Origin of the sequence: Agromyces binzhouensis (genome assembly GCF_042672355.1) — a bacterium.
GTDB lineage: Bacteria > Actinomycetota > Actinomycetes > Actinomycetales > Microbacteriaceae > Agromyces > Agromyces binzhouensis.
This window is the reverse complement of sequence record NZ_JBHXVJ010000010.1, coordinates 129,150-154,967: the sequence shown is the minus strand read 5'-3', so window position 1 is coordinate 154,967 and position 25,818 is coordinate 129,150. Positions and strand designations below refer to the sequence as shown.

At 72.8% G+C, this 25,818-nt stretch carries 21 protein-coding genes; 14 read left to right on the top strand and 7 right to left on the bottom strand.

From position 1 onward, the window contains the following. Window positions 1-43: 43 nt before the first annotated feature. From ACFVHK_RS16745 to ACFVHK_RS16735, 3 genes are all read right to left on the bottom strand, one after another. Window positions 44-1,408, bottom strand: a complete 1,365-nt coding sequence (locus ACFVHK_RS16745; RefSeq protein WP_376929805.1) for a type III PLP-dependent enzyme — start codon at window positions 1,406-1,408, stop codon at window positions 44-46. Then, a complete protein-coding gene (locus tag ACFVHK_RS16740; RefSeq protein ID WP_376929804.1) occupies window positions 1,405-1,935 on the bottom strand; it encodes a hypothetical protein in 531 nt (176 codons plus the stop codon). The genes ACFVHK_RS16745 and ACFVHK_RS16740 overlap by 4 nt, the downstream gene beginning before the upstream one ends. Window positions 1,936-2,058: 123 nt before the next feature. Then, window positions 2,059-5,757 carry a DUF3376 domain-containing protein gene (locus ACFVHK_RS16735; RefSeq protein WP_376929803.1) on the bottom strand — a complete coding sequence of 1,233 codons (3,699 nt, stop codon included), beginning with the start codon at window positions 5,755-5,757 and terminating at the stop codon, window positions 2,059-2,061. Between the two features lie 217 nt (window positions 5,758-5,974). On the opposite strand from ACFVHK_RS16735, the gene ACFVHK_RS16730 reads away from it, so the two are divergent. Together ACFVHK_RS16730 and ACFVHK_RS16725 are read left to right on the top strand one after the other, a co-directional pair. Next, the gene (locus tag ACFVHK_RS16730; RefSeq protein ID WP_376929802.1) at window positions 5,975-6,646 is read left to right on the top strand and encodes a response regulator; all 672 of its coding nucleotides are present in this window, start codon (window positions 5,975-5,977) and stop codon (window positions 6,644-6,646) included. Between the two features lie 52 nt (window positions 6,647-6,698). Beyond that, window positions 6,699-8,570 carry a sensor histidine kinase gene (locus tag ACFVHK_RS16725; protein WP_376929801.1) on the top strand — a complete coding sequence of 624 codons (1,872 nt, stop codon included), beginning with the start codon at window positions 6,699-6,701 and terminating at the stop codon, window positions 8,568-8,570. A 42-nt stretch (window positions 8,571-8,612) separates the two neighbouring features. Here ACFVHK_RS16725 and ACFVHK_RS16720 read toward each other — a convergent pair whose 3' ends face one another. Together ACFVHK_RS16720 and ACFVHK_RS16715 are read right to left on the bottom strand one after the other, a co-directional pair. Next, window positions 8,613-8,927 carry an MGMT family protein gene (locus tag ACFVHK_RS16720; protein WP_376929800.1) on the bottom strand — a complete coding sequence of 105 codons (315 nt, stop codon included), beginning with the start codon at window positions 8,925-8,927 and terminating at the stop codon, window positions 8,613-8,615. A gap of 33 nt (window positions 8,928-8,960) precedes the next feature. Next, complete coding sequence (locus ACFVHK_RS16715) at window positions 8,961-9,419, bottom strand: GNAT family N-acetyltransferase (RefSeq protein WP_129235471.1); 459 nt, start codon at window positions 9,417-9,419, stop codon at window positions 8,961-8,963. Between the two features lie 249 nt (window positions 9,420-9,668). Here ACFVHK_RS16715 and ACFVHK_RS16710 point away from each other — a divergent pair, with 249 nt between their 5' ends. The 9 genes from ACFVHK_RS16710 (at window position 9,669) to nagB (ending at window position 21,025) form a co-directional block, all read left to right on the top strand. Beyond that, a complete protein-coding gene (locus ACFVHK_RS16710; RefSeq protein WP_376929799.1) occupies window positions 9,669-10,886 on the top strand; it encodes an NADP-dependent isocitrate dehydrogenase in 1,218 nt (405 codons plus the stop codon). Window positions 10,887-11,101: 215 nt separating this feature from the next. Continuing rightward, window positions 11,102-13,003, top strand: a complete 1,902-nt coding sequence (locus tag ACFVHK_RS16705; protein ID WP_376929798.1) for a heavy metal translocating P-type ATPase — start codon at window positions 11,102-11,104, stop codon at window positions 13,001-13,003. 159 nt (window positions 13,004-13,162) lie between these two features. After that, on the top strand, window positions 13,163-14,356 hold the full coding sequence (locus ACFVHK_RS16700) for an ROK family transcriptional regulator (RefSeq protein WP_376929810.1): 1,194 nt from the start codon (window positions 13,163-13,165) through the stop codon (window positions 14,354-14,356). 71 nt (window positions 14,357-14,427) lie between these two features. Beyond that, window positions 14,428-15,693, top strand: coding sequence for an extracellular solute-binding protein (locus ACFVHK_RS16695; RefSeq protein ID WP_376929797.1), 1,266 nt, complete (start codon window positions 14,428-14,430; stop codon window positions 15,691-15,693). A gap of 161 nt (window positions 15,694-15,854) precedes the next feature. Beyond that, a complete protein-coding gene (locus tag ACFVHK_RS16690; protein WP_129234799.1) occupies window positions 15,855-16,853 on the top strand; it encodes a carbohydrate ABC transporter permease in 999 nt (332 codons plus the stop codon). Continuing rightward, window positions 16,850-17,767: a carbohydrate ABC transporter permease gene (locus ACFVHK_RS16685; RefSeq protein WP_376929796.1), complete on the top strand. Its 918-nt coding sequence runs from the start codon at window positions 16,850-16,852 to the stop codon at window positions 17,765-17,767. Before ACFVHK_RS16690 ends, ACFVHK_RS16685 begins: the two co-directional genes overlap by 4 nt. Beyond that, window positions 17,764-19,320, top strand: a complete 1,557-nt coding sequence (locus tag ACFVHK_RS16680) for a glycoside hydrolase family 3 protein (RefSeq protein ID WP_376929795.1) — start codon at window positions 17,764-17,766, stop codon at window positions 19,318-19,320. Before ACFVHK_RS16685 ends, ACFVHK_RS16680 begins: the two co-directional genes overlap by 4 nt. Then, window positions 19,317-20,255 (top strand): ROK family protein, encoded by a 939-nt coding sequence (locus tag ACFVHK_RS16675; RefSeq protein ID WP_376929794.1) that lies wholly within the window; start codon window positions 19,317-19,319, stop codon window positions 20,253-20,255. The genes ACFVHK_RS16680 and ACFVHK_RS16675 overlap by 4 nt, the downstream gene beginning before the upstream one ends. Further along, window positions 20,240-21,025: a glucosamine-6-phosphate deaminase gene (nagB, locus tag ACFVHK_RS16670; RefSeq protein ID WP_376929793.1), complete on the top strand. Its 786-nt coding sequence runs from the start codon at window positions 20,240-20,242 to the stop codon at window positions 21,023-21,025. Before ACFVHK_RS16675 ends, nagB begins: the two co-directional genes overlap by 16 nt. 73 nt (window positions 21,026-21,098) lie before the next feature. Here the strand turns inward: nagB and ACFVHK_RS16665 are convergent, their stop codons facing one another. Further along, the gene (locus ACFVHK_RS16665; RefSeq protein WP_376929792.1) at window positions 21,099-21,692 is read right to left on the bottom strand and encodes a TetR/AcrR family transcriptional regulator; all 594 of its coding nucleotides are present in this window, start codon (window positions 21,690-21,692) and stop codon (window positions 21,099-21,101) included. A gap of 84 nt (window positions 21,693-21,776) precedes the next feature. Between ACFVHK_RS16665 and ACFVHK_RS16660 the strand changes: the two genes are divergently transcribed. Beyond that, window positions 21,777-23,009: a hypothetical protein gene (locus ACFVHK_RS16660; RefSeq protein WP_376929791.1), complete on the top strand. Its 1,233-nt coding sequence runs from the start codon at window positions 21,777-21,779 to the stop codon at window positions 23,007-23,009. A 93-nt stretch (window positions 23,010-23,102) separates the two neighbouring features. Beyond that, complete coding sequence (locus tag ACFVHK_RS16655) at window positions 23,103-23,468, top strand: YrdB family protein (protein ID WP_376929790.1); 366 nt, start codon at window positions 23,103-23,105, stop codon at window positions 23,466-23,468. Window positions 23,469-23,517: 49 nt separating this feature from the next. On the opposite strand, the gene purU is transcribed toward ACFVHK_RS16655, so the two are convergent. Then, window positions 23,518-24,396, bottom strand: a complete 879-nt coding sequence (gene purU, locus ACFVHK_RS16650; RefSeq protein WP_129235836.1) for a formyltetrahydrofolate deformylase — start codon at window positions 24,394-24,396, stop codon at window positions 23,518-23,520. 143 nt (window positions 24,397-24,539) lie between these two features. Here purU and ACFVHK_RS16645 point away from each other — a divergent pair, with 143 nt between their 5' ends. Then, window positions 24,540-25,805 (top strand): MFS transporter, encoded by a 1,266-nt coding sequence (locus ACFVHK_RS16645; protein WP_376929789.1) that lies wholly within the window; start codon window positions 24,540-24,542, stop codon window positions 25,803-25,805. Window positions 25,806-25,818 lie beyond the last annotated feature (13 nt).

Genomic DNA, 25,818 nt, shown 5'->3' with positions numbered 1-25,818 from the left:
TGCCTCGGGCGCGAGCCCGAGGCATCCGCCCGGTCGTCGGCGATCAGGCCGCGGACACCTCCACGACCGGTGTCCGCGCGATGCCGTTGAAGCCCGTCGCCGTCGCCCACGTGTAGGCGCCCATCATCGGGGAGACCAGCAGGTCGCCGTCGGCGAGCGGAGGAAGGGGCAGGTGGCGCGCCACGACGTCCACGCTGTCGCAGGTGGGTCCTGCGAGCGTCACGGGCACGCGGACGCGCGTGAGCACGCGCCGCGCGGTCCGCTCGGCCGCGTCGTCGCCGAGCGGTCGCACGCCGAGCTCGGCGGCCGCGAAGACGAGCGCGTGCACGTCCTCCGCGGGGATGTTCGAGTAGGCGCCGTAGAGGCCCTCGTCGAGGTGGTGCCACCGCCCGTCCGCGCGATCGCTCGTGCCGATCACGCGCGTGACGAGGGTCATCGCGGGCGCCGCGACGAAGCGGCCGGGCTCGACGACGACGCGCACGTGCTCGGGCACTGCGGCGAGGGCCGGGCGGATGCCGCGGGCCAGCTCGGCGAGCGACGGCACCGGCTCGTCGTAGCCGACGGGGAACCCGCCGCCGAGGTCGAGCACCTCGAACCGGGTGCCGTGCAGGGCCTCGAGGGAGCGCATGAGCTGCAGCGTCGTCGCGATCGCACGGACCCACGGTGCGGCCGAGGTGGTCTGGCTGCCGACGTGGAACGTGAACCCGCGCACCGCGAGCCGGGATCGGCGGCACAGGTCGACGAGCGCCGGGGCGTCCTCGGGCGCGACGCCGAACTTCGACGACAGGTCGGACTTCGCGTCGGGGTTCGGGAACGACAGCCGGACGAGCACGCCCACGTCGTGGGTCGGCAGCCCGGCGAACTTCGCGACCTCCGACGGGCTGTCGACGACGAAGGTGCGGATGCCGCGCAGGTAGGCGCCCGTGATGTCGGCCACCGACTTGACCGGGTGCGTGTGCAGGCACCGTCCGATCGGCACGCCCTCCTGCTCGAGGAGGTCGATCTCGCCGCGCGATGCGACCTCGAACGACGCGCCGAACCCGTGGACCGCGCGGATCACGGCGGGGTGGGGGAGCGACTTCGTCGCGAAGTGGATGCCGGCGCCCGGCAGTTCGCGGCGGAGCGCGAGCAGCTGCGTCGCGACCCGGTCGACGTCGAGCAGCAACAGCGGCGACCCGTGCTCCCGCACGAGCGCACCGAGGCGGATGCGCTGCGCGTACGCGGCGAGCTCGCGCCGGATGAGCTCTCGGTGCGGCGGCAGGTCCGGCAGCTGGCCCGTGTTCGAGCCGAGCCGGCGTCGGCCCGGACGGGGTCGGCGCGGCCGCAGGTCGCTCGGCGCCGCGAGCCGATCCGGCACGCCCGATCCGAGCCGGTCGAGGGTCGTCGGGGCCTGGGGTGCGAGCGTCATCCGACGGCTCCCTTCAACCGATGCGTCGGTGGCGCCGCGGCATCCGACCCGCCGTCCGGCAGGATCAGGCGGCGCCCGAACTCGAACGACACGATCGCGACGGCGTAGAACACGGCATCGGCGGCGAGCTTGCCGACGAGCCATCCGGTGGGGTTCGGGCCCAGCACGCTCGTCGCAGCGACGAGGCACGCGGGTCGCACCAGGAACGTGTCGAGCGCCTCGGCCGCACCGAACTCCGCGACGAGGCCGCGGAGCGTGAGCGAGACGGCGACGAACGCACGCCGCGGCGCACCCGCGTGCCGGCGCACGCGCCTGGACGCGAGGTGCCCGCGGATGCCCCGCACCACCACGAGCGCGTAGTAGCCGACGCCCTCCGCGATCGTCCCGGCGACGGCGGCGGCGACGAGCGAGCCGGATGCCTCGTACGCCGCCGCAGCACCGCCGACGGCGGCGATGGTGCCGAGCACCTCGAGCGGCAGGTAGCGCGCGACCCATCGAGCGACGCGGCCCCGTTCCGATCCGAGCATGCGCCAAGCGTCGCGGGCGGCGGTGCTCACCGGATCGGGGCGGCCACCCGGAGCGGGTCCGGGGCGTCACTGAAACGACGGCGACGGTTCGCGGGCATCGCCGGGCGAGGCGCCCTCGTGTGCTCAGCCCAGCGGGGCGCGGTCCACCCGATCGTCCATCCGCGGGAGTCGGCGGACGGCATCCGGCATCCACCACACCACGTTCGCCCACGCCACGATGAACAGCGTCGCGGCGACGGCGTCGGCGAGCAGCGGCGCGATGCCGACCGTGACGAGCTTCGCGAGCACGTGGGCGGCGAGACCGGCCGCGACCGACGCGAGCGTGACCGTCAGCCAGTTGACGAGGTTGACGGGCGAGCTCCGCCGCTCGCGGCGGGCGCGCCCAGGCGCCTCGGTGCGCTCGTCCGGGTGCTCCGCCTCGTCCTCCGGGCCCGTCTCGTGCTCTTCGACGTCCTCGTCGTCCGGGCGCCGGTATCGGATGCGCAGCCAGTCCCACGTCAGTGCGATCGTGGCCGCCGCGCCGCCGATCGCGAGCACGATCCAGTTGAGCTCCTGCGGCACCTCGAGCACCGCGGGCGTCTCGTCCCTCGTCGTGAGCTCCGCGATGAGCTGTACGAGGGGCAGGACGCCGCCGAGCAGCGCGAAGACCGAGATCATCCCGATCGTCCGCGCGTCGCGGCCCGGGATCGGGGCGCGAGACGCCGCGGTCGCGAAGTGCACCGCGATGGTGCCGAGCGTGATGGTGACGCCGAGGCACAGGAGGATGAGCAGGAAGTTGCTGCCGATGATCGCGATCATGAGCGGGACGACGCTCGCGATCGCGACGCCGGCCATGAACCACGCGGGTCGCCGGGCCCGGAGGCGCGCCGCGTCCGCATCGTCGTGGGCGGCTCCATCGAGGAGGGACACCACGCGCGACCAGTGCCGGAATCGCGCCGTGACCCGCCCGACGACGATCGCGACCGCGACCAGCCCGGTGACCAGCGCGAGCAGCATCCACGGACCGGACTCGAGCTCCAGGTCGTCCCATGTGAGCAGCCAGGCCGCCGCGGCGGCGAAGGCCGACACGAGGGCGAGTCGCGGCGGGTCCACGACGGTCGGGAGCGGGACGAGCACAGGCCGGAGGGCTGCGAGCGCGGCCGCGGCGATCCACCGCGTCCCCCTGCGCGTCGGCTGGACGACGACGCGGTCGAGGAGTCGCACGGCGCGTGACGCCATCGCGAACCGGTACGCCGGGTCGAGGTTGAAGATCGTGTCGGTGCCGGCGCGCAGCCGCCCCCGACGGGCGGCGCTCGCGGCGGCGGCCGTCGCGGGCTCGGGCGCCGCAGGGGGCGGCGGTTCCAACGGCGAGAGCCCTGCCCCTGCGGAGACGGGGTCGTCCGCCTGCGCGAGGACGGCGTCCTGCAAGGTCTCGACGGCGTGATCGACGAGGACCGTGCCGGGAGCGAGTGAGGCGAAGAACCGCGTCACCCCCGCTGCGCCGTCGAGGCGACCCCACCACCAGTCGTTGACCCGCCACTCCCGTGCGAGGAACCCCAGGAAGTTCCCGATCCCGTATCCGGCGAGCTTCGAGCCGCGATCGAGCGTCTCCGCCTCCGAAGCGGCCCGGATCGAGGCGGCGGCCTGCTCTGCCGTGAGATCGCCCTTCCTGAGGACCGCGCTCAGCATCGTGTACCAGCGGTCGGTCACGAGCGCATCGAAGTCCTCGACGTGGGCCGGCGGCTCATCGACGCCGATCGCCCAGTAGCGCACGTTGGAGAGGGCGGGTGGGATTCCGGCCGAGTGGTAGAGCGGGGGCAGGTCGGCGGCCGCGATCACGGGAGCATGTGCGAGCGGACGCCAGGCGGATGCCTGCCAGGCGGGATCGAGGGGTCGAGTGCCGTCGGCGATCTCGGCCTCGACCGTCTTCGCCGCGATCCGGAGGCGAGCGACGGCGCGGTCGAGGTTGTCCCAGAGCTCGTGTTCGCGCTCGCGACGGCCCTCCGCCAACCACGCATCGACCCATTCGCCCAGGTCCGTGACGTCGGGCTTCCGGTCGCCGTCGGCGAACGCGGCCGTCAGTTCGAGGACTCGGGCGGTCGCGCGGTCCCGATCGCGGATCGCGGCGGCAAGGGCATCGTATGCCGCGGTGCGGACGGCGCTGAACGCGAAGCCGTGCCTGGACCCCGGCTCGGCGGGCAGCCCCTCGAGTGCGCGCGCCCAGCCCAGGACGCAGTTGGCGGCGTCGGCGAGTGCCAGCGGGGACCGCGCGAACACGTCACGGTGCGTCGCGGGCAGGGCCGACACGCGTTCCGTCGCGGCATCCGCCATCGCGGTCAGGTCGACCAGCGGAATCGGGCGGTAGCGCCGGCGGTGCGTCAGCGAGGAGTGCAACTGCCACAGGCTCGGTGCGGCGATCGTCTCGGCCAGGTGCTCCGCGAGATCCACGGCGAGCGCGCGCAGGTACGCCCGACGCCGCGCGGATGCGGCAGCCGGATCGGCGAGGGAGCTGGCGATGAGCGGTGCCGCACCCTCGAATCGCGCCCTGGCGACCTGCTGGGCGGTGTTGAACCGTTCGAGCTCCGCGACCTCGCGCGTCACCGACTCGCGTCTCAACTGCTTGTCGGTCATGGCCTTGATGGCGCGGAAGAACCGCGACGCGTTGGGATCCCAGTCGACACGCCCGCCGATCGGCGGATCGGGCTCGGGGTCGAGGAAGACCATCGCGCGGTCCGCACGGCGATGCGACATCCTCGACCGTGCCGCGCGCAGCGCCCGCTCGATGGGCACGTTGTCGAAGACCGCTCCGTCGACGACCCGGTAGGGGGTCGCCGCGTTCGCGCGATGCCCGGCGAACGCGAACCGCATCCCGGGACCGCCGGGCACATCGGCCTCGTCGCCGCTGTCGGCCGTGCCCGCGAACGACTCGATGTGCCCGGGCTCGAACCCGCCCGGGAGGGACGACGTCGAGCGCGCGGCGAGCGCCAGCCGGTCGAGGTTCACCAGGTCGTCGCTCCGCTCATCCGCCGGTTGCGGTCGTTCCGGCGTCTCCCGCTCGCGGTGCCGTGCCGGGATCCGGTTGTCGAGCAGGTGCGCGTCGTGGCCGACGAAGCGGAAATGGCCGCGCCCCTCGTTCGCGTCCTCCTCGTACTCGTCGCCGGCATCGATCACGGTCACGGAGAGGTCGACGGCGGTGTACTCCGACGCGAGGTCGGGATGCCGGTCCCGGCTGTCGTAGATGCCCGTGAGCGCCTTCGCCGTCTCGCTGCGGAAGTAGTGCTCGCCCTGCATGAGGGCCAGGATGTCGCGCGCGCCCGGCGGGTGGAGGAGCCCCCAGAAGCCGCCGACCGTCCCCCACGTCCTGAGCAGGAGATCGAGCCCGGTGCCCGCGCGTTGCGCCACGGCGTAGACGACCGCGTTGAGCCCGCCGGCGCTCGCTCCCGCCAGGAGGTCGAACTCGACCCGATCGTAGCCGGCCGCCTCGAGCAGTTCGGCGTACACCTGCATCCGGGCGAGCACGGGCGCCGTCAGCGGCGTCGTGGCCGTCTCGGGCACCAGCGCGAGCGTCTCGTCGCCGACGTCGAAGAGGCGGATGCGACGCAGCAGGTCGAGCTCGGCGACCGTGCCGCCGATCCAGACGGCGAGGCTCACGCCTCCGCGCATCGCGAGCGCGACCCTGAGGGTGCGGTTGAATGACGGCGTGGCACCGGGGTGGCGTTCGAGCACGTCGTCGACGCGCTCCTCCGCGCCGACCACGACGAGTCGGACCGGACGCTCGGAGGTGGTGACGCGTGCCGTCGACGCAACTGGGGCGGATGCCGGCGACGCACCGGATCGGACCATGACGCTCCTCGGATGGACGGCGCGGGCCGGCGCCTCGGGGTCGTCGCGGCGGGCAGGGTGCGCGACCTGCTCCCAGCGTGGCACGGCCGTGCCCCCCGGCGCACGGGACTGTCCCCACAACGGGGTCCCCCGAGGGGTCGGCTCGGCGCGTATCGTCGGGAGCAGGCGGCGCATGGACGTCGGGGGCTCACGCACGCCTTCGATCGGAGGTGCCTGAATGGTTGAGCGCACGGAGGAACGGCCCCTGAGGGTCGCCATCGCGGACGACGCGCTGCTGCTTCGCGAGGGGATCGCGAAGGTGCTGGAGGGTGGCGGCATCGACGTCGTCGCCTCGTTCGGCACGGGGGACGAGCTGCTCGCCGTGATCGACGACCTCGACCTCGACGCCGCCGTGCTCGACATCCGCATGCCGCCGACCCACCGCGACGAGGGCATCGTCGCGCTGGAGCGCATCCGCCAGGACGGCAGCGAGATCGGCATCCTCCTGCTCTCGATGTACGCGACGCCCGAGTACGCACTCCGCGTGATGGGCGCGGGCAGCGGCACCGGCTACCTGCTCAAGGAACGCGTGTCCGAACCGCAGACCCTCGTGCGCGCCGTGCAGACCGTGGCATCCGGCGGGTCGGTCGTCGACCCGGAGGTCGTCGAGCAGCTGGTGCAGCGCACCCGCGCCGACGACCCGCTCGCCCGCCTCACCGAACGGGAGCGGTCGGTGCTCGAGCTCATGGCGCAGGGCTACTCCAACGGCGGCATCGCGCAGGCCCTGTTCCTCGGCCTGAAGACCGTCGAGACGCACGTCCGCAGCATCCTGCAGAAGCTCGACCTGGAGGAGTCGCCCGAGCACCACCGCCGCGTGCTCGCGGTGCTGACGCTCCTCGGCCAGAGGTGATGCCCTTGTGATGACCCCAGGGCGCCGCGGGCGGATCGCACTACGGACCGCCGTGATCGCGACCGTCGTCGCGATCAGCCTGTTCATGGAGGTCTCGGGCTACCTCGCGACCCCGGAGGCGCTGCGGCCCGAGCTGTCCTGGACGACGGTGCACGCGATGGTCCCGCTCGTCTTCGCGGCGTGCGCCGGTGTTGCATGGGCGATCGGGCCCAACCCGGTGCCCGCACGGCTCATGATCGTGTTCGTCCTGTTCTGGATCCCGCAGGCGTTCTACCCGGTGATCGAATCGCTCGGATGGCTCTGGCCGATCCTCCGCGGCGTCGACCTCGGCTGGGCGGTGGTCGCCGGCATCCTCGTCCTCGTGTACCCGCGCGGCGGACTGGGCGACCGCTTCGATCGCGTCATCGCGACGACGGCGCTCGTGGCGACCGTCGTGAACTTCCTCACCGTCCTCGCGCTCGCGGGACCAGACTCGGTGCCCTGCGAGTGCGTGCCGAACGCGTACCGGCTCGCCGAGGCGCCGACCGTGTTCGCGATCGTCGACATCGGCTACCGGGTCGTCGGGGTGGCGCTCGCGGTCGCGATCGCGCTCCGGCTGCTCCTGCGCTGGGTCCGCGGAAGCGTTCCGGCGCGCACGGTCGCGTTCCTCATGCCGGTCGCGCTGCTGTCGTGGGTGAGCACGCTCGCCGCGCAGATGGTCCGGTACGCGACCGGCGCCCCGGCCAACCTCGCGCTCGAGACCGTCTCGCTCATCGCGATGGCATCGGTGCCGGTGTGCTTCGTCGCGGGCATCGCGCACGCGCGCAACATGCGCGCGCGGGTCGCCGACCTCATGCGCATCACGCGCGAGGGCGCCGATCGCGGGCTGTGGGCGGAATCGCTCGCGCGCACGCTCCGCGACGACTCGGTGCGGGTCTTCTGGTGGGAGGAGGAGCGCGGTCGGTACGTGGATGCCGCCGGCCTCCCGATCGACTCGGCCGAGCAGGGCCGCGGGCACAGCATCCTGCCGGTCGCCTCGCCGAGCGGCCTGCCGATCGCGCTGATCCGGCACGATCGCGTGCTGACCGACAACATGCGCCTGCTCGACGGGGTGTCGAGCGCGCTCCGGCTGTCCGTCGACAACGGCCGGCTCAGGTCGGAGATCGAGCGGACGCTCGAGCAGGTGCGGCAGTCGCGTCAGCGCATCGTCGAGGCGGGCGACGAGGCGCGGCGGCGGATCGAACGGGACCTCCACGACGGGGCGCAGCAGCATCTCGTCGCCGTGGGCATGCAGCTGCGCATCGCCGCCAACACGGCGCGCGCCTCCGCCGACGACGCGCTCGCGAACGAGCTGGAGGAGTCGATCGCCACCCTGAACGAGGGGCTCAGGGAACTGCGCGAGCTCGCCCACGGCATCCACCCGAGCCTGCTGTCGCAGGGCGGACTGGCGCTCGCGCTGCCCGAGCTCGCCGGGCGTTGCCCGGTCCCGGTCGACATCGCGGTGCAGCCCGAGGGGCGGCTCGCGGAGCTCGTCGAGTCGACGGCCTATTTCGCCGTCACCGAGTCGCTCGCGAACATCGCGAAGCACTCCCAGGCGACGCGCGCCTGGGTCCGGGCGTACGTCGAGGGCGACGAGCTCGTGCTGACGATCCGCGACAACGGCGTGGGCGGGGCGTCGCTCGAGAAGGGCACGGGGATGCTCGGCATCGTGGACCGCATCGACGCGGTCGGCGGTTCGATCGAGCTCGACTCGCCGCGCGGCGCGGGGACGACGGTCACGGTGCGGATGCCGGCGCACCTCGACGCCTCGGAGGATCTCCCGACCACAGGGGCGGGACTCCTCGTGGCGGCCGATCCCGGAGCAGCGCCGCCCGATGCCGAGGTCCCGCCGGGCCCGGCGGGCTCCGTCGCACCCGGCGTCGTCTCCTCGCCCGCCGACCTCTGACGACCGGCTTGGCGGCGAGCCGATTCCGCGCGGGCGGCCCGCTCAGCCGCGCCAGCGGCAGGCCGCGAGGTCGATCCGGTAGCCGTCGGCGTCGTCGACCGGCCGGATCGGGACGCCCTCGGCGTCGTAGTGCTCGCGCGCTGCGTCGGCGTGCCCTGCGGGCGGGCGGCCCCCCGCGCGGACGACGCGCCACCAGGGCACGTCGCCGCCGTAGCGCGCCATGACCTGGCCGACGGCGCGCGCTCCGCGCGAGCCGAGCGTCGCGGCGACGTCGCCGTAGGTCATCACCGTGCCGGGCGGGATGTCGGACACGACGGCGAGCACGGCGTCGACGAAGCCCTCGCCGTCACGCGGCATCCGTCGCCCCTGGACCCGGTCGCGGGTGCCTGCTCAGCCGGCGAGCTCGAGCGCGCCGATGACGTCGCCGTACTGCGTCTCGCCGACGTCGCGGAAGCCGATGCGGTGGAAGAACTCGCCCGGTCCGCCCTCGCCCGGCTCCCACAGCACGGTGATGCGGTCGAACCCGCGGCGCTTCGCCTCCTCGGCGAGCGCGTGCGCGAGGAACCGGCCGACGCCCTTGCCCTGCGCCTCGGCGTCGACGTTGATGCGCCAGATGCAGGCCCGGAACTCCTCGTGCTCGTTCTCGGGGTCGAAGTTGCCGTGGATGAAGCCGACGACCTTGTCGTCGTTGAGCGCGACGCGCTGCCACGCGGTCGCGGGGTTCACCACGGAGGACTCGGCGGCGTAGGTGACCGGTGCGATGAACTGCTCCTGGCCCGGCTTCAGCGACAGGGTGTTCGCGGCGACGATGTTCGTCGCGTTCAGTTCTTCGAGTCGCAGATCAGCCATGCATCGCAGCCTAACCGCATGAGGTGGCGCGCCGGTAACCCTCATGCGACCGGATGGAACGCCGCCGGCCGGCGCCGCCTCGGCGGGATGCCGGTCGTCTGCGGTGCCGTCGCGGCCGCGCGTCGCCGCTTCGATCTCTCGATGTCGAGATATTCCGTCGACGCGGTAAGCTGGTCGGCGGCGTGTCGGACACCCCCGAGACTTCCTCGCTTCCCAAGCAATCCCACGAGATCCCAAGGAGACCGCCCCTTGTCGAAGATCAAGGTCGAAGGCACCGTCGTCGAACTCGACGGCGACGAGATGACCCGCATCATCTGGCAGGCCATCAAGGACCAGCTCATCCACCCGTACCTCGACGTCAACCTCGAGTACTACGACCTCTCCATCCAGAAGCGCGACGAGACCGACGACCAGATCACGGTCGACGCGGCCAACGCGATCAAGCAGCACGGCGTCGGCGTCAAGTGCGCGACGATCACGCCCGACGAGGCGCGCGTCGAGGAGTTCGGCCTCAAGAAGATGTGGCGCTCGCCCAACGGCACCATCCGCAACATCCTCGGCGGCGTCATCTTCCGCGAGCCGATCATCATCTCGAACATCCCGCGGCTCGTCCCCGGCTGGAACAAGCCGATCATCGTCGGCCGCCACGCGTTCGGCGACCAGTACCGCGCCACGGACTTCAAGTTCGACGGCCCGGGCACGCTCACGATGACGTTCACCCCGCAGGACGGCTCGGAGCCGCAGCAGTTCGAGGTCTTCCAGGCCCCGGGCTCGGGCATCGCCATGGGCATGTACAACCTCGACGCCTCGATCCGCGACTTCGCGCGTGCCTCGCTGAACTACGGCCTCGACCGCAACTACCCGGTGTACCTCTCGACGAAGAACACGATCCTGAAGGCCTACGACGGGCGCTTCAAGGACATCTTCCAGGAGGTCTTCGACACCGAGTTCAAGGAGAAGTTCGACGCCGCCGGCATCACCTACGAGCACCGCCTCATCGACGACATGGTCGCGGCCTCGCTCAAGTGGGAGGGCGGCTACGTCTGGGCCTGCAAGAACTACGACGGCGACGTCCAGTCCGACACGGTCGCCCAGGGCTTCGGCTCGCTCGGCCTCATGACCTCGGTGCTCACCACGCCCGACGGCGCCATCGTCGAGGCCGAGGCGGCGCACGGCACGGTCACGCGCCACTACCGCCAGCACCAGCAGGGCAAGCCGACCTCGACCAACCCGATCGCCTCGATCTTCGCCTGGACGCGCGGCCTCGCGCACCGCGGCAAGCTCGACGGCAACCAGGAGCTGATCGACTTCTCGCACACGCTCGAGGACGTGATCATCAAGACGGTCGAGTCCGGCGCCATGACCAAGGACCTCGCGCTCCTCGTCGGCCCCGACCAGGAGTTCCAGACCACCGAGCAGTTCCTCAACACGATCGACGCGAACCTCAAGGCGCGCCTCGGCGCCTGAGCCGCCCCGCTCGAACGCCTCCGAAGGGCCGGATGCCCCGTGCATCCGGCCCTTCGCCGTGTCCGGGCGCCGCCGCGCGCGCTCCGCGCGCGCATCCGAGTGCCGTTTCTGCGGTGGAGTACGGGATCAACCGGCACTCCACCGCAGAAATGGACCTCCGTCGGGAACGGACCTTCGTCGCGATCGGATCGGGCGGGTGGGCGAGGATGGGGGGCATGGCCCGCGGCATCCGTCTCGTCCGTCGCTACCCCGTCGTCGCGCTCACGCTCGCGATCGGGCTCGTCGGCATCGTCCTCGCGCTCGCCGGGCAGGTGTGGCTCGTCGCGTGGATCTTCAGCATCTACGCGCTGGGCGTCGCGGCGTGGCAGGCCGTGGGCATGGTGCGCGACATCATGCGCGGGCATTGGGGGCTCGACATCCTCGCCGTCACCGCGATCGTGGCCACCGTCGTGGTGGGGGAGTACGTCGCCGCGCTCATCGTGGTGCTCATGCTGACCGGCGGCGAGGCGCTCGAGGACTACGCCGGACGTCGCGCGAAGCGCGAACTCGACGCGCTCCTCACCCGGGCGCCGCAGCGCGCGCACCGCGTGGTCGACGACCACTTCGTCGACGTGCCCGTCGACGAGGTCGAGCCCGGCGACGTGCTGCTCGTGCGACCGAGCGAGATCGTGCCCGTCGACGGCGAGCTCCGATCCGACGAGGCGGCGGTCGACGAGTCGTCGATCACCGGCGAGAGCGTTCCCGTCGAGAAGCACCGCGGCGACGGACTCCTCTCGGGCTCGGTGAACGGCCACGCCGCCATCGAGATCACCGCCAGCGCGCGCGCGGCCGACAGCCAGTACCAGCAGATCGTCGCGCTCGTCGCCGAGGCCGCCGCGAGCAAGGCGCCGGTCGTGCGGCTCGCCGATCGCTACGCAGTTCCGTTCACGGCGTTCTCGCTGCTGCTCGCGGGGTTCGCGTGGTGGATCTCGGGCGACCCGGTGCGCTTCGCCGAGGTGCTCGTGCTCGCGACGCCCTGCCCGCTCCTCATCGCCGCGCCCGTCGCGTTCATCGGCGGCATGAGCCGCGCGGCGCGCAACGGCGTCATCGTGAAGGGCGGCGGCGTGCTCGAGCTGCTCGCCCGCGCCCGCACCGCGGTGTTCGACAAGACGGGCACGCTCACGCACGGCTCGCCCGAACTCGTGGCGATGCGGCCCGAGGCCGGATTCGACGAGGACGAACTGCTCGGGCTCGTGGCATCCGCCGAGCAGTACTCCTCGCACGTGCTCGCGGAGTCGATGATCGACGCGGCGACCGCACGGGGCATCCGCCTGCGGGAGGCCGCGGCCGCACGTGAGGCGGCCACGAACGGCGTCGTCGCGCGCATCGACGGACGAGAGGTCGTGGTCGGCAAGTTCGCGTTCGTCGCCGAGCACGCACCGGAGGTCCGTCGCACCGCGATCGCGCCCGGCGAGCTCGCGGTGTACGTCGCGGTGGACGGCGCCTACGCGGGCGCGCTGCTCGCTCGCGACCGGTTGCGCGGCGACGCCGCGGCGACGCTCGCCCGCCTCGACGAACTCGGCGTGCGCCACACGATGATGCTCACCGGCGACGCGCAGGCGACCGCCGACCACATCGCCGCCGAGCTCGGCATCGAGCACGTGCGCGCCGAGTGCCTGCCGGCCGACAAGGTCGCCGAGGTCGCCGGCATCGCCGAGCGCCCGGTGATCATGGTCGGCGACGGCGTGAACGACGCGCCGGTGCTCGCGGCCGCCGACGTCGGCATCGCGATGGGCGCGCGAGGCGCGACGGCGGCGAGCGAGTCCGCGAGCGCCGTGATCCTGGTCGACGACATCTCGCGCACCGCGAAGGCCGTCGAGATCGGGCGCGACACGGTCCGGATCGCGCTCCAGAGCATCTGGATCGGCATCGCGGTGAGCATCGCGCTCATGCTCGTCGCGACGTTCGGGTTCATCCCCGCGACGGTCGGTGCGCTCCTCCAGGAGGTCGTCGACCTCATCACGATCCTCGCCGCACTCCGCGCGATCGGGGGTCGTCGGGATGCGCGCGCGGCCGCAGGCGAGCGCTCGTCGCGCGCCGAGACGGGCGCTGCTCGGACGGACGCCGCGCGGCGCTGAGCGGACCGCCGTCGAGGCCCGGGGCCGGCCACCGTCAGGTCACGAGTTTGTAAAGAACCTGAACGAATTTCGTCGCAGGGGTTGCGCTGGGTTTGTTCGTAAGGTCTACTAACAAACGTGACGGCAACGGAAGCAGCACCCGGGCAGGCGCCCGCAGGCATCGCACTCGGCAGCGAGCGCCCGGCAGGGCCCGCGAGCCCGACGGCCGCCGCGGGCCAGCTCTTCGCAGGCCGCGCGCTGCGCACCTCGGGCAAGGTGCTCCCCGAGCACGCCCGCAGCCACAACCGCTCGCTGGTCCTGCAGACGCTCTACACCCTGGGCGCGCAGAGCCGTGCGGACATCGCCCGCGAGACCGGGCTCACCCGCGTGACCATCTCCGACCTCGTCGCCGAGCTCATCGGCGAGGGCCTCGTCGTCGAACTCGGCCAGCGCGAGGACGCCCGCCCGGGCAAGCCCGCGACGCTCATCGACATCGACCGCGCCGGTCACCACGTGGTCGCCCTCGACCTCTCCGAGCACACCCGCTTCCGCGGCGCCGTCCTCGACCTCGACGGAACGACCGTCGCCCGGGCGGAGGTCGCCCTCGACGGCGCGACGGGGGAGCGGGCGGTCGAACTCGTCACCGAGCTCCTCGACGGCCTGCTCGCCCTCACGACCTCACCGGTGCTCGGCATCGGCGTCGGCTCGCCGGGCGTCGTGGGTCCCGACGGCGTCGTCCGCTCCGCCCCGAACCTCGGCTGGACCGACCTTCCCCTCCAGGAGCGGCTGCAGGCCGCCTTCCACCTGCCCGTGCACGTCGCCAACGACGCGAACGTCGCCGTCCTCGCCGAGCACGCCGGTGCCCCGGGCGACCTGGTGCTCGTCAAGGTCGGCCACGGCGTCGGCGCGGGGCTCATCATCGGCGGCCGACCGGTGCTCGGCGCCGGCAGCGCCGCGGGCGAGATCGGCCACGTCGTGGTCGGCACCGACGGCGGGCCGCGGTGCGCGTGCGGCAAGCACGGCTGCCTCGAGGCCTGGCTCGCGGTGCCCCGACTCACCGCCGAGCTCGAACGACTCGGCGATGCGGACGCCGCGGCATCCGCTCGCGAAGAGACCCTGCGGGAAGCGGGCCGACGCCTCGGCATCGTGCTCGCCCCCGTCGTCGGTGCGCTGAACCTCTCCGAGGTCGTCCTCAGCGGACCGACGGAACTGCTTGACGGCCCGCTGCTCGAGGCGGCCGTCGAGACGGTCCGGAACCGGACGATGACGGAACACCACCGGGAACTGAGGCTCCGGATGACCGCGCACGGGCAGGACATCGTCCTGCGCGGGGCGGCCGTCATGGTCCTCTCCGGCCAACTCGGGGTCTCCTAGGCCCCAACCCCCTGCACCACGGGTGGCAGCACCCCCGCTCCCACCTTCCCCCTACGAAAGGAAACCACGCAATGAGGAACCTCGGCATCGTGGCGCTCGGCGCCGCGGCTGCGCTGACCCTCGCCGGGTGCGCCACCACCGGAGGCGACGCGGCCTCCGAGGAGGGCGCGGAGATCCGCGTCTGGCTCGTCGGCACCGACACCCCCGACGCGGCGCGCGAGCTGCTCGTCGAGACCTTCGAGGAGGAGCACCCCGGCTCCACGCTCGTCATCGAGGAGCAGTCGTGGGACGGCCTCGTGGACCGCCTGACCACGAGCCTCTCCGGCTCCGACAGCCCCGACGTCGTCGAGGTGGGCAACACGCAGGCCCCGGCCTTCACCTCGGCGGGCGCCTTCATGGACCTCACCGACCACTACGACGAGCTCGGCGGCGACGACCTGCTCCCCGGCTTCGTCGAGGTCGGCTCGTACGACGAGAAGTTCTACGCGGCGCCGCTCTACTCCGGCTCCTCCCTCGTCTTCTACAAGAAGGACGCCTTCGCCGCGTCGGGCATCGAGGTCCCGACCTCGCTCGACCAGTACGTCGACCAGGCCATCCAGCTCGCGAACGACAACCCCGACAAGTCGGGCGTCTGGTGGCCCGGCCAGAACTGGTACGCCGCGCTGCCCTACATCTGGGAGGCCGGCGGCGAGGTCGCAGTGCCGGACGGCGAGGAGTGGGACGCACAGCTCAGCTCGGCCGAGTCGATCGAGGGCCTCGAGATGGTCCAGAAGGTCATGACCGAGGCCTCGCGCGCCCCGAAGGACGCCAACGAGTCGAACCCGCAGGTCGGCTTCTGCGACGGCACGTCGCTGCAGCTCGCGGCTCCGGCCTGGGTCAAGTGGTCGATCCTCGCCCCCGAGGACGCCGAGACCCCCGGCTGCCCCGACCAGGAGGAGAACCTCGGCGTCTACGCGCTCCCTGGCGCTGACGGCGACGCGGCCCAGGTCTTCGCCGGCGGCTCGAACATCGGCATCTCCGCCAACACGAAGCACCCGGAGCTCGCCCTCGACGCGCTGAAGATCATCCTCTCGGACGAGTTCCAGACGATCTACGGCGAGAACGGCCTCGTGCCGGCGAAGCTCTCGCTCGGCGACACGGTCGGCACCGACGAGGTCGCCCAGGCGATCTCGGCCGCGGCCGGCAACGCCAAGCTCACCCCGGCCTCGCCGAAGTGGGCCGACGTCGAGGCTGCAGGAATCCTGCAGGACCTCTTCGTCAACATCGCGCAGGGCGGCGACGTCGCCCAGCTCGCCGAGGAGGCCGACCAGCAGATCGAGGACATCCTCAACGGCTAGTCCCTCCCCACGGTGCGGCCGCGCCCCCGACGCGACGCGGCCGCACCGACTCCCCACCGGGCCCCGGGCCGGCAGCGCCCCACACACGCTGCCGGCCCGGCACCACGAGCGGGCCACGCCCGCGGCATCCACACCCTCGCCGTCAGACGCAGGAGCCCCACATGACCACCACCGACACCGGCCTCCCCCCGGCCGTGAGCGCGGTCGACGGCGAACGCATCGTCACGCCGCCGCCCGTCGAGCCGCCGAAGCGACGTCGCTTCAGCCGCCGTGCCGGGGGCCTCACCCCGTACGCCCTCCTCGTTCCCGCCTCGCTCGTGCTCGCGGCGATCGTCGGCTGGCCCCTGATCCAGCTGCTCATCACCTCGATGCAGGAGTTCGGCCGCGCCCAGGTCTTCGGCGCCCCGCCCACCTGGGTCTGGTTCGAGAACTACGTCGACGTCCTCACGGACCCCACCTTCTACGAGGTCCTCGGCCGCAGCCTCGTCTTCGCGGCCGTGTGCGTCGTGTCCACGATGGTCCTCGGCACGCTCATGGCGCTCCTGCTGCAGCGCCTGCCCAAGGGCTTCCGGCTCCTGCTCTCGATCGGCATGCTGCTGGCGTGGGCGATGCCGCCGCTGTCGGCGACCATCGTCTGGGGCTGGATGTTCGACACCGACTACGGCATCATCAACTCGGTCCTCGTGAACGGCTTCGGCCTCGAGGAGTTCCGCCAGCACTCGTGGCTCATCGACCCGCTCAGCTTCTTCCTCGTCGCCGGCATCATCATCGTCTGGGGCGCCGTCCCGTTCGTCGCCTTCACCCTGTACGCCGGCCTCACCCAGGTGCCCGAGGAGGTGCTCGAGGCGGCCCAGCTCGACGGGGCCGGCGCGTTCAAGCGCTTCCGGCTGATCACGTTCCCGTACCTCAAGCCGATCTTCCTCATCACGACGATCCTGCAGATCATCTGGGACCTCAAGGTGTTCACGCAGATCTTCGCGCTGCAGGACATCGGGGGCATCCGTGCCCTGACCAATACGCTCGGCGTGTACATCTACCAGGTCTCGATCGCGGGCGGCGACTTCGGCACCGGCGGTGCGATCGCGGTGATCACGGCGATCATCCTGATGACCGTCTCCCTCTACTACGTCCGACAGACCATCAAGGAGGAGGAGCTGTGAGCGCCACCACCGCCACCGCACCGCGCACCGCGCGCGCGGGTGCCTCCCGCGACCTCGCCCCGCGCCGTCGCGGGGTCCGCAACCGACTCTCGACCGCGCTCTGGAGCGCTCTGTCGGTCGTGCTGTTCGCGCTGTTCGCATTCCCGGTCTACTGGATGGTGAACACCTCGTTCCAGCCGAACAACGAGGTCCGGGGCTCCGACATTCACTTCTGGCCCGACAACTTCACGCTCCGCAACTACGCCACGGTGCTGTTCGATCCGGGCCGCACCCCGTTCGCGCCGGCCGCGGTGAACTCGCTCGTCGTGACGCTCACCACGGTGGTCGTCGCGCTGGTCTTCGCGTTCCTGGCGGCGATCGCGGTGACGCGGTTCCGGTTCAAGAGCCGGCGCGGGTTCATCGTCATGATCCTCGTGATCCAGATGATCCCGGGCGAGGCGATGATCGTCTCCATCTTCCGGGTGATCGACGGATGGCACCTCCTGAACACGCTGATCGGCCTGACCATCGTCTACGTCGCGACCGTGCTGCCGTTCACGATCTGGACCCTCCGCGGCTTCGTCAACGGCGTGCCGGCCGACCTCGAGGAGGCGGCCATGATCGACGGATGCTCCAGGGCCGGCGCCTTCTGGCGGGTCACGTTCCCGCTGCTCGCGCCCGGCCTCGTCGCGACCGGCGTCTTCGGGTTCATCCAGGCGTGGAACGAGTTCGTGATCGCGCTCGTGCTGAACGCCCGACCCGAGATGATGACGCTGCCCGTGTGGCTGCGCACCTTCCTGGTGGCGAACGGCACGACCAACTGGGCGGCCATCATGGCCGGTTCGACGCTCATGGCGATCCCGGTCATCGTCTTCTTCCTCATCGTCCAGGGCCGGATGACGAGCGGACTCGTGAGCGGAGCGGTCAAGGGATGAACGACGTGATCCGGGGCGGCGACGGGCAGGACCTGCGCCGCGACATCCTCACGACCCTGCTGCCGGGCTTCGCCGGGCCCGAGGCGCCCGGGTGGCTGCTCGACCTGATGGCCGAGGGCCTCGGGGGCGTGTGCGTCTTCGGCTCGAACGTGGTCTCGCCCGCGCAGCTGGCCGGCCTCACGGCGGAGCTCCGCGCGGCCAACCCGCTCGCGGTCGTCGCGATCGACGAGGAGGGCGGTGACGTCACGCGCCTGTTCTTCGACCGCGGCGCGCCGTATCCCGGCAACGCGGTGCTCGGTCGCATCGACGACCTCGAGCTGACCCGCGCCGTCGGTCGCGCGGTGGGCGAGGCGCTCGTCGCGGTCGGGTGCACCATGACCTTCGCGCCCGACGCCGACATCAACTCCAACGCGCAGAACCCGGTCATCGGCGTGCGCAGCTTCGGCGCCGAACCCGGCCTCGTCGCACGGCACACGGCGGCGTGGGTCGAGGGCGTGCAGTCGGCGGGCGTCGACGCGAGCGCGAAGCACTTCCCCGGGCACGGCGACACCGCCACCGACTCGCACCTGGCGCTCCCGGTCGTCGACCTGCCGCTGGAGGCCCTGCAGGAGCGCGAGCTCGCGCCGTTCCGCGCCGCGATCGCGGTCGGGACGCGCTCGATCATGACCTCCCACATCCTGCTCCCGCAGCTCGACGCGGAGCACCCCGCCACCCTGTCTCCCCGCATCCTGCACGGCCTGCTCCGCGGGGAGCTCGGGTACGAGGGCGTCATCGTGTCCGACGCCCTCGACATGGCCGGGGCGAGCGGCGGGCGCGGCATCCCCGAGGCTGCCGTGCTCGCGCTCGCCGCCGGCTGCGACCTGCTGTGCATCGGCACCGACAACACGGGCGAGCAGATGGAGGCGATCGCGCAGGCGATCGCCGACGCCGTCGCCTCGGGCCGGCTGGCCCCGGAGCGCGTGGCGGATGCCGCGGCCCGGGTTCGCGGGCTCGCGGCCGTCGCACGGCCGACCGGCGGGGCCGCGGCATCCGCTGTTCCCGGGGTCGGGCTGCCGCTCGGCCTGCCCGCAGGTCTCGCCGGCCGCGTCGCGGCATCGTTCCACGTCGCGCCCGGTGCGCTCGATCGGCTCTGCGCGACCGGTTCGGTCGGCACGATCGTCCGCGTCGAGACTGTCGCGAACATCGCCGTCGGCGGCGTCCCGTGGGGACCCTTCGCCCTCGTCGCGGCGACCGACCCCGAGCGCCCCGCACCGGCCTGGCTGACGGACGCCGCTGAGACCCGACTCGACGCCGCGACCCCGCTGCCCGACCCGGCCGCGCTCGCCGGACCCGTCGTCGTCATCGGCAAGGACCTGCACCGGCACGCCTTCGCGGTCGACGCGATCGAGCGCCTGCGCGCGGCGCGCGCCGACGTGGTGACGGTCGACGTGGGCTGGCCGAGCGAGGACCTCGCGTTCGCCGACATCGCGACGTTCGGCGCCTCGCGCGGCGTCGCCGCGACGTTCGCCGAGCTCGTGCAGGACGCGCTGACCGCCACGGCGGAGGTGTCGTGAGGCTCGGGATCGACATCGGCGGGACCAAGACCGCGGCCGTCGCGATCGGCGCCGACGGCGAGCTCAGCGACCAGGTCCGCATGCCGACGGGGTTCGGGGCGGAGGCGGTCGTCGCGACGGCGCTCCGCACGGTCGAGCGGATGTCGGAGCTCGCCGGCGTCGACGCCCGCGCGTTCCAGTCGATCGGCATCGGCATCCCCGGTTCGGTCGACTCGGCGACGGGCCGCGTCACCCACGCGGTGAATCTCGGCCTCGAGGGCCTCGACCTCGGTCCGCGGCTCGCGGACCGGCTCGGCGTCGAGGTCCGGATCGAGAACGACGTGAAGGCGGCGGCGCTCGGAGCGCACCACCTGCTCGGCGTGGCCGACGGCATCCGCGCCCACTCCATGGCGTACCTGAACCTCGGCACCGGGCTCGCGGCGGGCATCGTCCTGGACGGGCACCTGCTGCGCGGAGGCCGCGGTGTCGCGGGCGAGATCGGGCACATCCCGGTCGACCCGGCGGGGGAGCAGTGCGCCTGCGGGCAGCGCGGCTGCCTCGAGACGCTGGCGTCGGGTTCGGCGCTCGCGTCGCAGTGGCCCGGGGTGCACCGGTACCCGGCGATCGACCTGTTCGACCGCGCGGATGCCGGCCAGCCCGACGCCGTCGCGGTGCGCGAGCGCTTCCTGGTGGGCGTGGCCTCGGCGGTGCGCCTGCTCGCGCTCACGACCGACGTCGACGACATCGTGATCGGCGGCGGACTCGCGGCGCTCGGCGATCGGCTGCTGGGCGGCACGCGGCGCGTGCTCGCGGCGTGGGCCGAGGACTCCGCGTTCCTCGCGTCGCTCGACCTGCCCCGCCGGGTGCAGGTCATCCCGCGCGGCTTCCCGGCGGCCGCCGTCGGCGCCGCCCTGATCGGAGAGGAAGTGGAGGAGCCGGCATGGCAGAGGTCGTGATCGTCCGTGACGAGGAGGAGGCCGGCGAGCTCGCGGCATCCGCCATCGCGGACCTGCTGCGCGCGCGTGCCGACGCCGTGCTCGGCCTGGCCACGGGCTCGACGCCGCTCAGCACCTATCGTGCGCTCGCGCGTCGCATCGATGCCGAGGGCATCGCGGTCGCCGGCGTGCGCGGCTTCGCGCTCGACGAGTACGTGGGGCTGCCCGCGGGGCACCCGGAGGGCTACCGCCAGGTGATCACGCGCGAGGTGGTCGAGCCGCTCGGCCTGACGCCGGAGCTCATCCGCGTGCCGAACGGCGATCCGGCGACCATCCGCACCGCGGCCGAGGACTACGAGGCGGCGATCGAGGTCGCCGGGGGCGTCGACCTGCAGGTCCTCGGCATCGGCCGGACCGGGCACATCGGCTTCAACGAGCCCGGTTCCTCGCTCGCCTCGCGCACGCGCGTGAAGACGCTCACCGAGCAGACCCGCGTCGACAACGCGCGGTTCTTCGACTCGATCGAGGACGTCCCGATGCACTGCATCACGCAGGGGATCGGCACGATCCTCCGCGCGCGCCACCTCGTGCTGCTCGCCTTCGGCGGGGCCAAGGCCGAGGCGATCGCCGCGGCGGTCGAGGGTCCGGTCTCCGCGAGCCAGCCCGGCTCCGCGATCCAGCTGCACCCGCACGCGACGGTCATCGTCGACGAGGCGGCCGCGTCGCGGCTCGAGCACGCGGGCTACTACCGTCACGCCTGGGCGAACAAGCCCGACTGGCAGGGCATCTGACCGCGACCGGCGGATGCCGCGGCGTCCGCCGGTCGCCATGGGCGAGACGCGACCGGGACGGGTCGCTCGCGGGTCAGTGGACCAGCGCCTCGCCGAGCGCGGCGAGGTAGGCGTCCTCGTCGAAGTCGTCGAGGAGGGCGCGCTGCAGGACGAATCCCGGTGCGGCGCTCAGGACGACCGGGGTGACGCGTTCCGCCCAGGCGGCCGGGTCGCCGTCGACGCGGTCGGGGTGCGCGCGCCCCCACTCGGCCAGCTGCGCGCCGATCGCGGTGCGCAGGCGCAGGAACACGACCTGCACGAGATCGCGGATCTCCCGGTCGACGATCGCCTCCGACCACAGCTGGGGGAGGACTGCGCTGAAGGGCTCGTTGCGGATGCCTCCGAGCAGCGTCGCGACGACCTCGCCGGGTGAGAGCGGGCCGCCGTCCCGGCGGCGTTCGGCGAGTTCGATGCGTCGCGACTCGAGCACGCGTGCCGCCGCCGCGGCGAACAGCTCCTTCTTGCCGTCGGGGAAGTTGCCGTAGATCGCGCCGGCCGAGAGTCCGGTCGCCTCGACGAGGTCGGCGATCGACGTCTTCGCGTACCCGCGCTCGGCGAAGCACCTGAGGGCGACGTCGAGGATCTCCTCGCGGCGCGCCGCGCGGTACTCGTCGCTCACCTTGGGCATCGGCTCTCCTCCCGTCGCTTGACGATCCTACGTCGCGGGTCCATTATAAAGAACGAGCATTCGTTTTTTATGAAGGAGCCGCTCATGTCCTCCCACACCACGCACCGCACGCCGATCGGCCGCGCCATCGGCATCGGCGCCGTCCTCTCACTCGTCGTCGGCGTCATCCTGCTCGCGTTCGCCTGGCCCTCGGTCACCGCCGAGCCCAAGGACCTGCCCGTCGGCGTCGTCGGTCCCGACGCGGCGGTGACGCAGGTCGAGGAGCGCGTCGCCGACGAGGCCGAGGGCGCGATCGCGCTCGAGCGGTACGACGACCGCGACGCGGCCGTCGCCGCGATCCGGACCCGCGAGGCCTACGGCGCGATCGTCCTCGGCGACGCTCCGACCGACGCGCCCGAGGTGCTCATCGCCACCGCCGCGAGCCCTGCCGTCGCGCAGAACCTCCGCGGCCTCGCCGCCGAACTGCAGGCCGGCATCGACGAACAGGTCCGCGCCGCCCTCCCCGGGCAGCTCCAGCAGGTGCTCGCCGACGCCGTGCAGGCCGCCGTCGCGCAGGCGACCGGCCAGGGCGGCGGCACCCAGCCCGGCACGCCGTCCGTGCCCGAGTTCCCCACGGTCACGGTGACGGTCACCGACGTCGTCCCGCTCGCCGACAGCGACCCGACCGGCTCAGGGCTCGCCGTCGCGATGTTCCCGCTGGTCCTCGGCGGAATGCTCGGAGGCATCGCGATCTCGCTCGCCGTGATCGGCGCCATGCGCCGGGTCGCCGCCGTCACCGCCTACGCGGTCGCGGGCGGCCTCGTGCTCGCCGGCATCCTGCAGGGCTGGTTCGGGGCACTGCAGGGCGACTACTGGCTGAACGCCGCCGCGATCTCGCTCGCGCTGGCCGCGATCGCCGCGCCCATCACCGGCCTCGTCGCCCTCATGGGCCGCGCGGGCATCGGCGTCGGCGCCGTGCTCTTCGTCCTCGTCGCGAACCCGATCTCGGCGGCCGCCGTGCCCGTCCAGTTCCTCGCGGAGCCGTGGGGCGCGATCGGCCAGTGGTTCCCGCCGGGCGCGGCGGCAACCCTGCTCCGCGACCTCAGCTACTTCCCGGACGCACCGACGGCGTTCCCGTGGCTCGTGCTCGCGGCCTGGGCGGCCGGCGGCATCCTGCTCTCGCTCATCGGCCACTTCCGCACCGCCGGCGGCGCCGAGCCCGACGCCGAGGCGGCGCACGCCGACGAGGAACTCGTCGCGTCCGAGCGGCAGTCCGGCGACGCCACCGACGCCGAGCCCGAGGTCGCCGCCGGACGGGACACGGCGCCGGTGGGCTGAGCCCCGGCGTCACCCGGACGGCAGCGCGCCGCGGCATCCCCCGACGGATGCCGCGGCGTCGGCGTCCGTCGGGCCGGATTAGGCTTGAACCTCGTGAACGACGCCACCCCCGAGCCGACCCCGAAGGTCGGCGTGAACGACCTGCTGCGCTTCCTGCTCGAGATCTTCGCCATCGTGACACTCGGCATCTTCGGGTTCGTCGCGTTCGCGCTGCCGTGGCCGGGCGTGCTCCTCGGCATCGGCCTGCCGCTGCTCGCGATCCTGCTCTGGGGCCTGTTCCGCTCGCCGAAGGCGGTCTTCGACGTCGACCCGTTCGTCAAGGCGCTCGTCGAGATCGCCGTGTTCTCGACCGCGGCGATCGCGTGGTGGATCATGGGCCAGCCGGTCGTGGCCGTCGTGTTCGCCGTCGTGGCCGCGGTCAGCGGCGTGATCAACGGGCGCCGCGAGTTCCGCGACTGACGCCGCGCCGTCCTGCGCGCGCCGGCGCGCGCCGAATCGGGCGGGCGATTCAGCGGAAGATGACCGTGCGCTGCCCGTCGAGCAGCACGCGCCGCTCGGCGAACCACTTCACCGCCTGCGAGAGGGTGCGGCTCTCCTCGTCCTGGCCGATCGCGACGAGCTCGGCGACCGATCGCGAGTGCTCCACGCGCACGACGTTCTGCTCGATGATCGGGCCCTCGTCGAGGTCGCTCGTGACGAAGTGCGCCGTGGCGCCGATGAGCTTCACCCCGCGGGCGTGCGCCTGGCGGTACGGGTTCGCGCCCTTGAAGCCGGGCAGGAACGAGTGGTGGATGTTGATGCATCGGCCGGCGAGCGCATCGCACAGCTCGGGGGAGAGGATCTGCATGTAGCGCGCGAGCACCACGAGCTCGATGTCGTGCTCGTCGACCGCCTCGAGGATGCGCCGCTCGAACTCGGCCTTGGTCTCGGGCGAGGTGACGGGCGCCGACTCGAACGGCACGCCGTAGAAGTCGACCAGGTCGCGCAGGGTGCCGTGGTTGGAGAGCACGAGGGGGATCTCGACCGGCAGCTGCCCGCCGCGCTGGCGGAACAGCAGGTCGTTCACGCAGTGGCCCGCGGTCGACGCGAGCACGAGCGTGCGCAGCGGACGGCCGACCTCGTCGAGGTGCAGCTCCATGCTCCACCGCTCGATCACCGGCGCGAGCGCGGCCTCGAACTCGGTGCGGTCGGCTGGCGACTCGACCTGCACGCGCATGAAGAACCGGCCGGTGTCGTGGCTCGCGAACTGCTGGCTCTCGGTGATGTTGCCGCGCGCCGCGACGATCGCACCGCTCACCGCGTGCACGATCCCCGGCCCGTCGGTGCAGCTCAGCGTGACGACCCAGTGGGACAGGTGCGGGCTGTGCGGCTCGGCCTCCGTGCTCATCGGGCCAGCGTACCGCCCGGCGAATACGCAGGTCGCGCCCGCTACACTGGACGCGGTCGTACGGACACCGTCGGCCCCGGGCGCGCACGTGAGCGCGTAGTCGACCCGCCGCAGGCAGTGCCGCGAGCGGGGAACGCCGTCGGATGACCTTCCTCATGCCGATCACCTCATCGCCGCGCGCCGGCGCGACCGGAGCCATGCCCTGGCGTGCGCTCCTCGCCCTCGCCGCGGCCGTCTTCCTGTCCATCACCATCGAGATGCTGCCCACCGGGCTGCTCCCCGAGATGAGCGCCGACCTGGGCGTCGGCGCACCCCTCGTGGGCCTGCTCGTCTCGGTCTTCGCCTTCACGGTCGTCGTGACCTCGACGCCGCTCACGGCGCTGCTCAAGCGGATGCCCCGGCGCACGCTGATCACGATCGTGCTCGTCGTGCTCGGGCTCTCGACCGCCGCCTCGGCGCTCGTCCCCGAGTACGGCCAGCTCGTCGCCTTCCGCATCGTCGGCGGCGTCGCGCACGGCCTGTTCTGGGCGCTCGTCGGCGCCTACCCCGCCCGACTCGTCGGCGAACGCCACCTCGGCCGCGCGGTGTCCGTCGTGCTCGGCGGCGGAACCCTCGCGCTCATCGCGGGCGTGCCGCTCGCCACCGCGCTCGGCCAGGCCGTCGGCTGGCGTTGGGCGTTCGGCGTCATCGCCGCCCTCACGCTCGCGGGCGCCGTGGTCGTACGAGCGGTGCTCCCGGCCGACGCCTCGACCGCGCCGTCGAGGGAGGCCGCCGAGCGCGGGGCCGACGCGACGGCCACCGCGTCCACCGCGACCGCGATCCTCGCGGGCCGTCGCAGCATGCGCGGGGTCGTCGCCGTGAGCGTCGTCACCGCCGTCGTGATGATCGGCCAGTACGCGGCCCTCACCTACGTCGCCCCGTTGCTCACCGACGTCGTCGGCGCCTCCTCCGCGGCGGTCGCCCCGCTGCTGTTCGCGTCGGGGCTCGCCGGTGCCGCGGGCCTCCTCGTCGCCGGCAGTCCGATCGCGCGCGACAGCGTCCGCGCGCTCGTCGGCGCCATGCTGCTGCTCGCCGTCGCGCTCCTCGTGATCGCGGCCGAGCCGGGGCTCTGGCCGGCGATCATCGCCTACACGGTGTGGGGCTTCGCCTTCGGCGCCATCCCGCCGCTGCTGCAGACGCGGCTGCTCCAGGCCGCGCCGCCCGAGCGCCGGGATGCCGCGAGCGCCCTCTACACGACCGCCTTCAACGTCGGCATCGGCGGCGGCGCACTCGTCGGCGCGGTGCTGTTCGACGCCGTCGGCGTGGGTGCGGTGCCGGTCGCCTACGCGGTGCTGCTCGTGGTGGCGATGCTCGTCATGGTGCGCACCTCGCGCGCGGAGCGCGCCCGCGCGCGCGTCGTCGAGGCGTAAGCCCTGCGGGCGC

What these genes read in the sequence shown, in the direction of transcription:
- ACFVHK_RS16645 (WP_376929789.1), top strand. Translation starts at nt 24,540, where the DNA reads ATGACCTTCCTCATGCCGATCACCTCATCGCCGCGCGCCGGCGCGACC.
- ACFVHK_RS16735 (WP_376929803.1), bottom strand. Translation starts at nt 5,757, where the DNA reads ATGGTCCGATCCGGTGCGTCGCCGGCATCCGCCCCAGTTGCGTCGACG.
- ACFVHK_RS16705 (WP_376929798.1), top strand. Translation starts at nt 11,102, where the DNA reads ATGGCCCGCGGCATCCGTCTCGTCCGTCGCTACCCCGTCGTCGCGCTC.
- ACFVHK_RS16720 (WP_376929800.1), bottom strand. Translation starts at nt 8,927, where the DNA reads ATGCCGCGTGACGGCGAGGGCTTCGTCGACGCCGTGCTCGCCGTCGTG.
- ACFVHK_RS16665 (WP_376929792.1), bottom strand. Translation starts at nt 21,692, where the DNA reads ATGCCCAAGGTGAGCGACGAGTACCGCGCGGCGCGCCGCGAGGAGATC.
- ACFVHK_RS16660 (WP_376929791.1), top strand. Translation starts at nt 21,777, where the DNA reads ATGTCCTCCCACACCACGCACCGCACGCCGATCGGCCGCGCCATCGGC.
- ACFVHK_RS16690 (WP_129234799.1), top strand. Translation starts at nt 15,855, where the DNA reads ATGACCACCACCGACACCGGCCTCCCCCCGGCCGTGAGCGCGGTCGAC.
- nagB (WP_376929793.1), top strand. Translation starts at nt 20,240, where the DNA reads ATGGCAGAGGTCGTGATCGTCCGTGACGAGGAGGAGGCCGGCGAGCTC.
- ACFVHK_RS16730 (WP_376929802.1), top strand. Translation starts at nt 5,975, where the DNA reads ATGGTTGAGCGCACGGAGGAACGGCCCCTGAGGGTCGCCATCGCGGAC.
- ACFVHK_RS16680 (WP_376929795.1), top strand. Translation starts at nt 17,764, where the DNA reads ATGAACGACGTGATCCGGGGCGGCGACGGGCAGGACCTGCGCCGCGAC.
- purU (WP_129235836.1), bottom strand. Translation starts at nt 24,396, where the DNA reads ATGAGCACGGAGGCCGAGCCGCACAGCCCGCACCTGTCCCACTGGGTC.
- ACFVHK_RS16740 (WP_376929804.1), bottom strand. Translation starts at nt 1,935, where the DNA reads ATGCTCGGATCGGAACGGGGCCGCGTCGCTCGATGGGTCGCGCGCTAC.
- ACFVHK_RS16715 (WP_129235471.1), bottom strand. Translation starts at nt 9,419, where the DNA reads ATGGCTGATCTGCGACTCGAAGAACTGAACGCGACGAACATCGTCGCC.
- ACFVHK_RS16695 (WP_376929797.1), top strand. Translation starts at nt 14,428, where the DNA reads ATGAGGAACCTCGGCATCGTGGCGCTCGGCGCCGCGGCTGCGCTGACC.
- ACFVHK_RS16745 (WP_376929805.1), bottom strand. Translation starts at nt 1,408, where the DNA reads ATGACGCTCGCACCCCAGGCCCCGACGACCCTCGACCGGCTCGGATCG.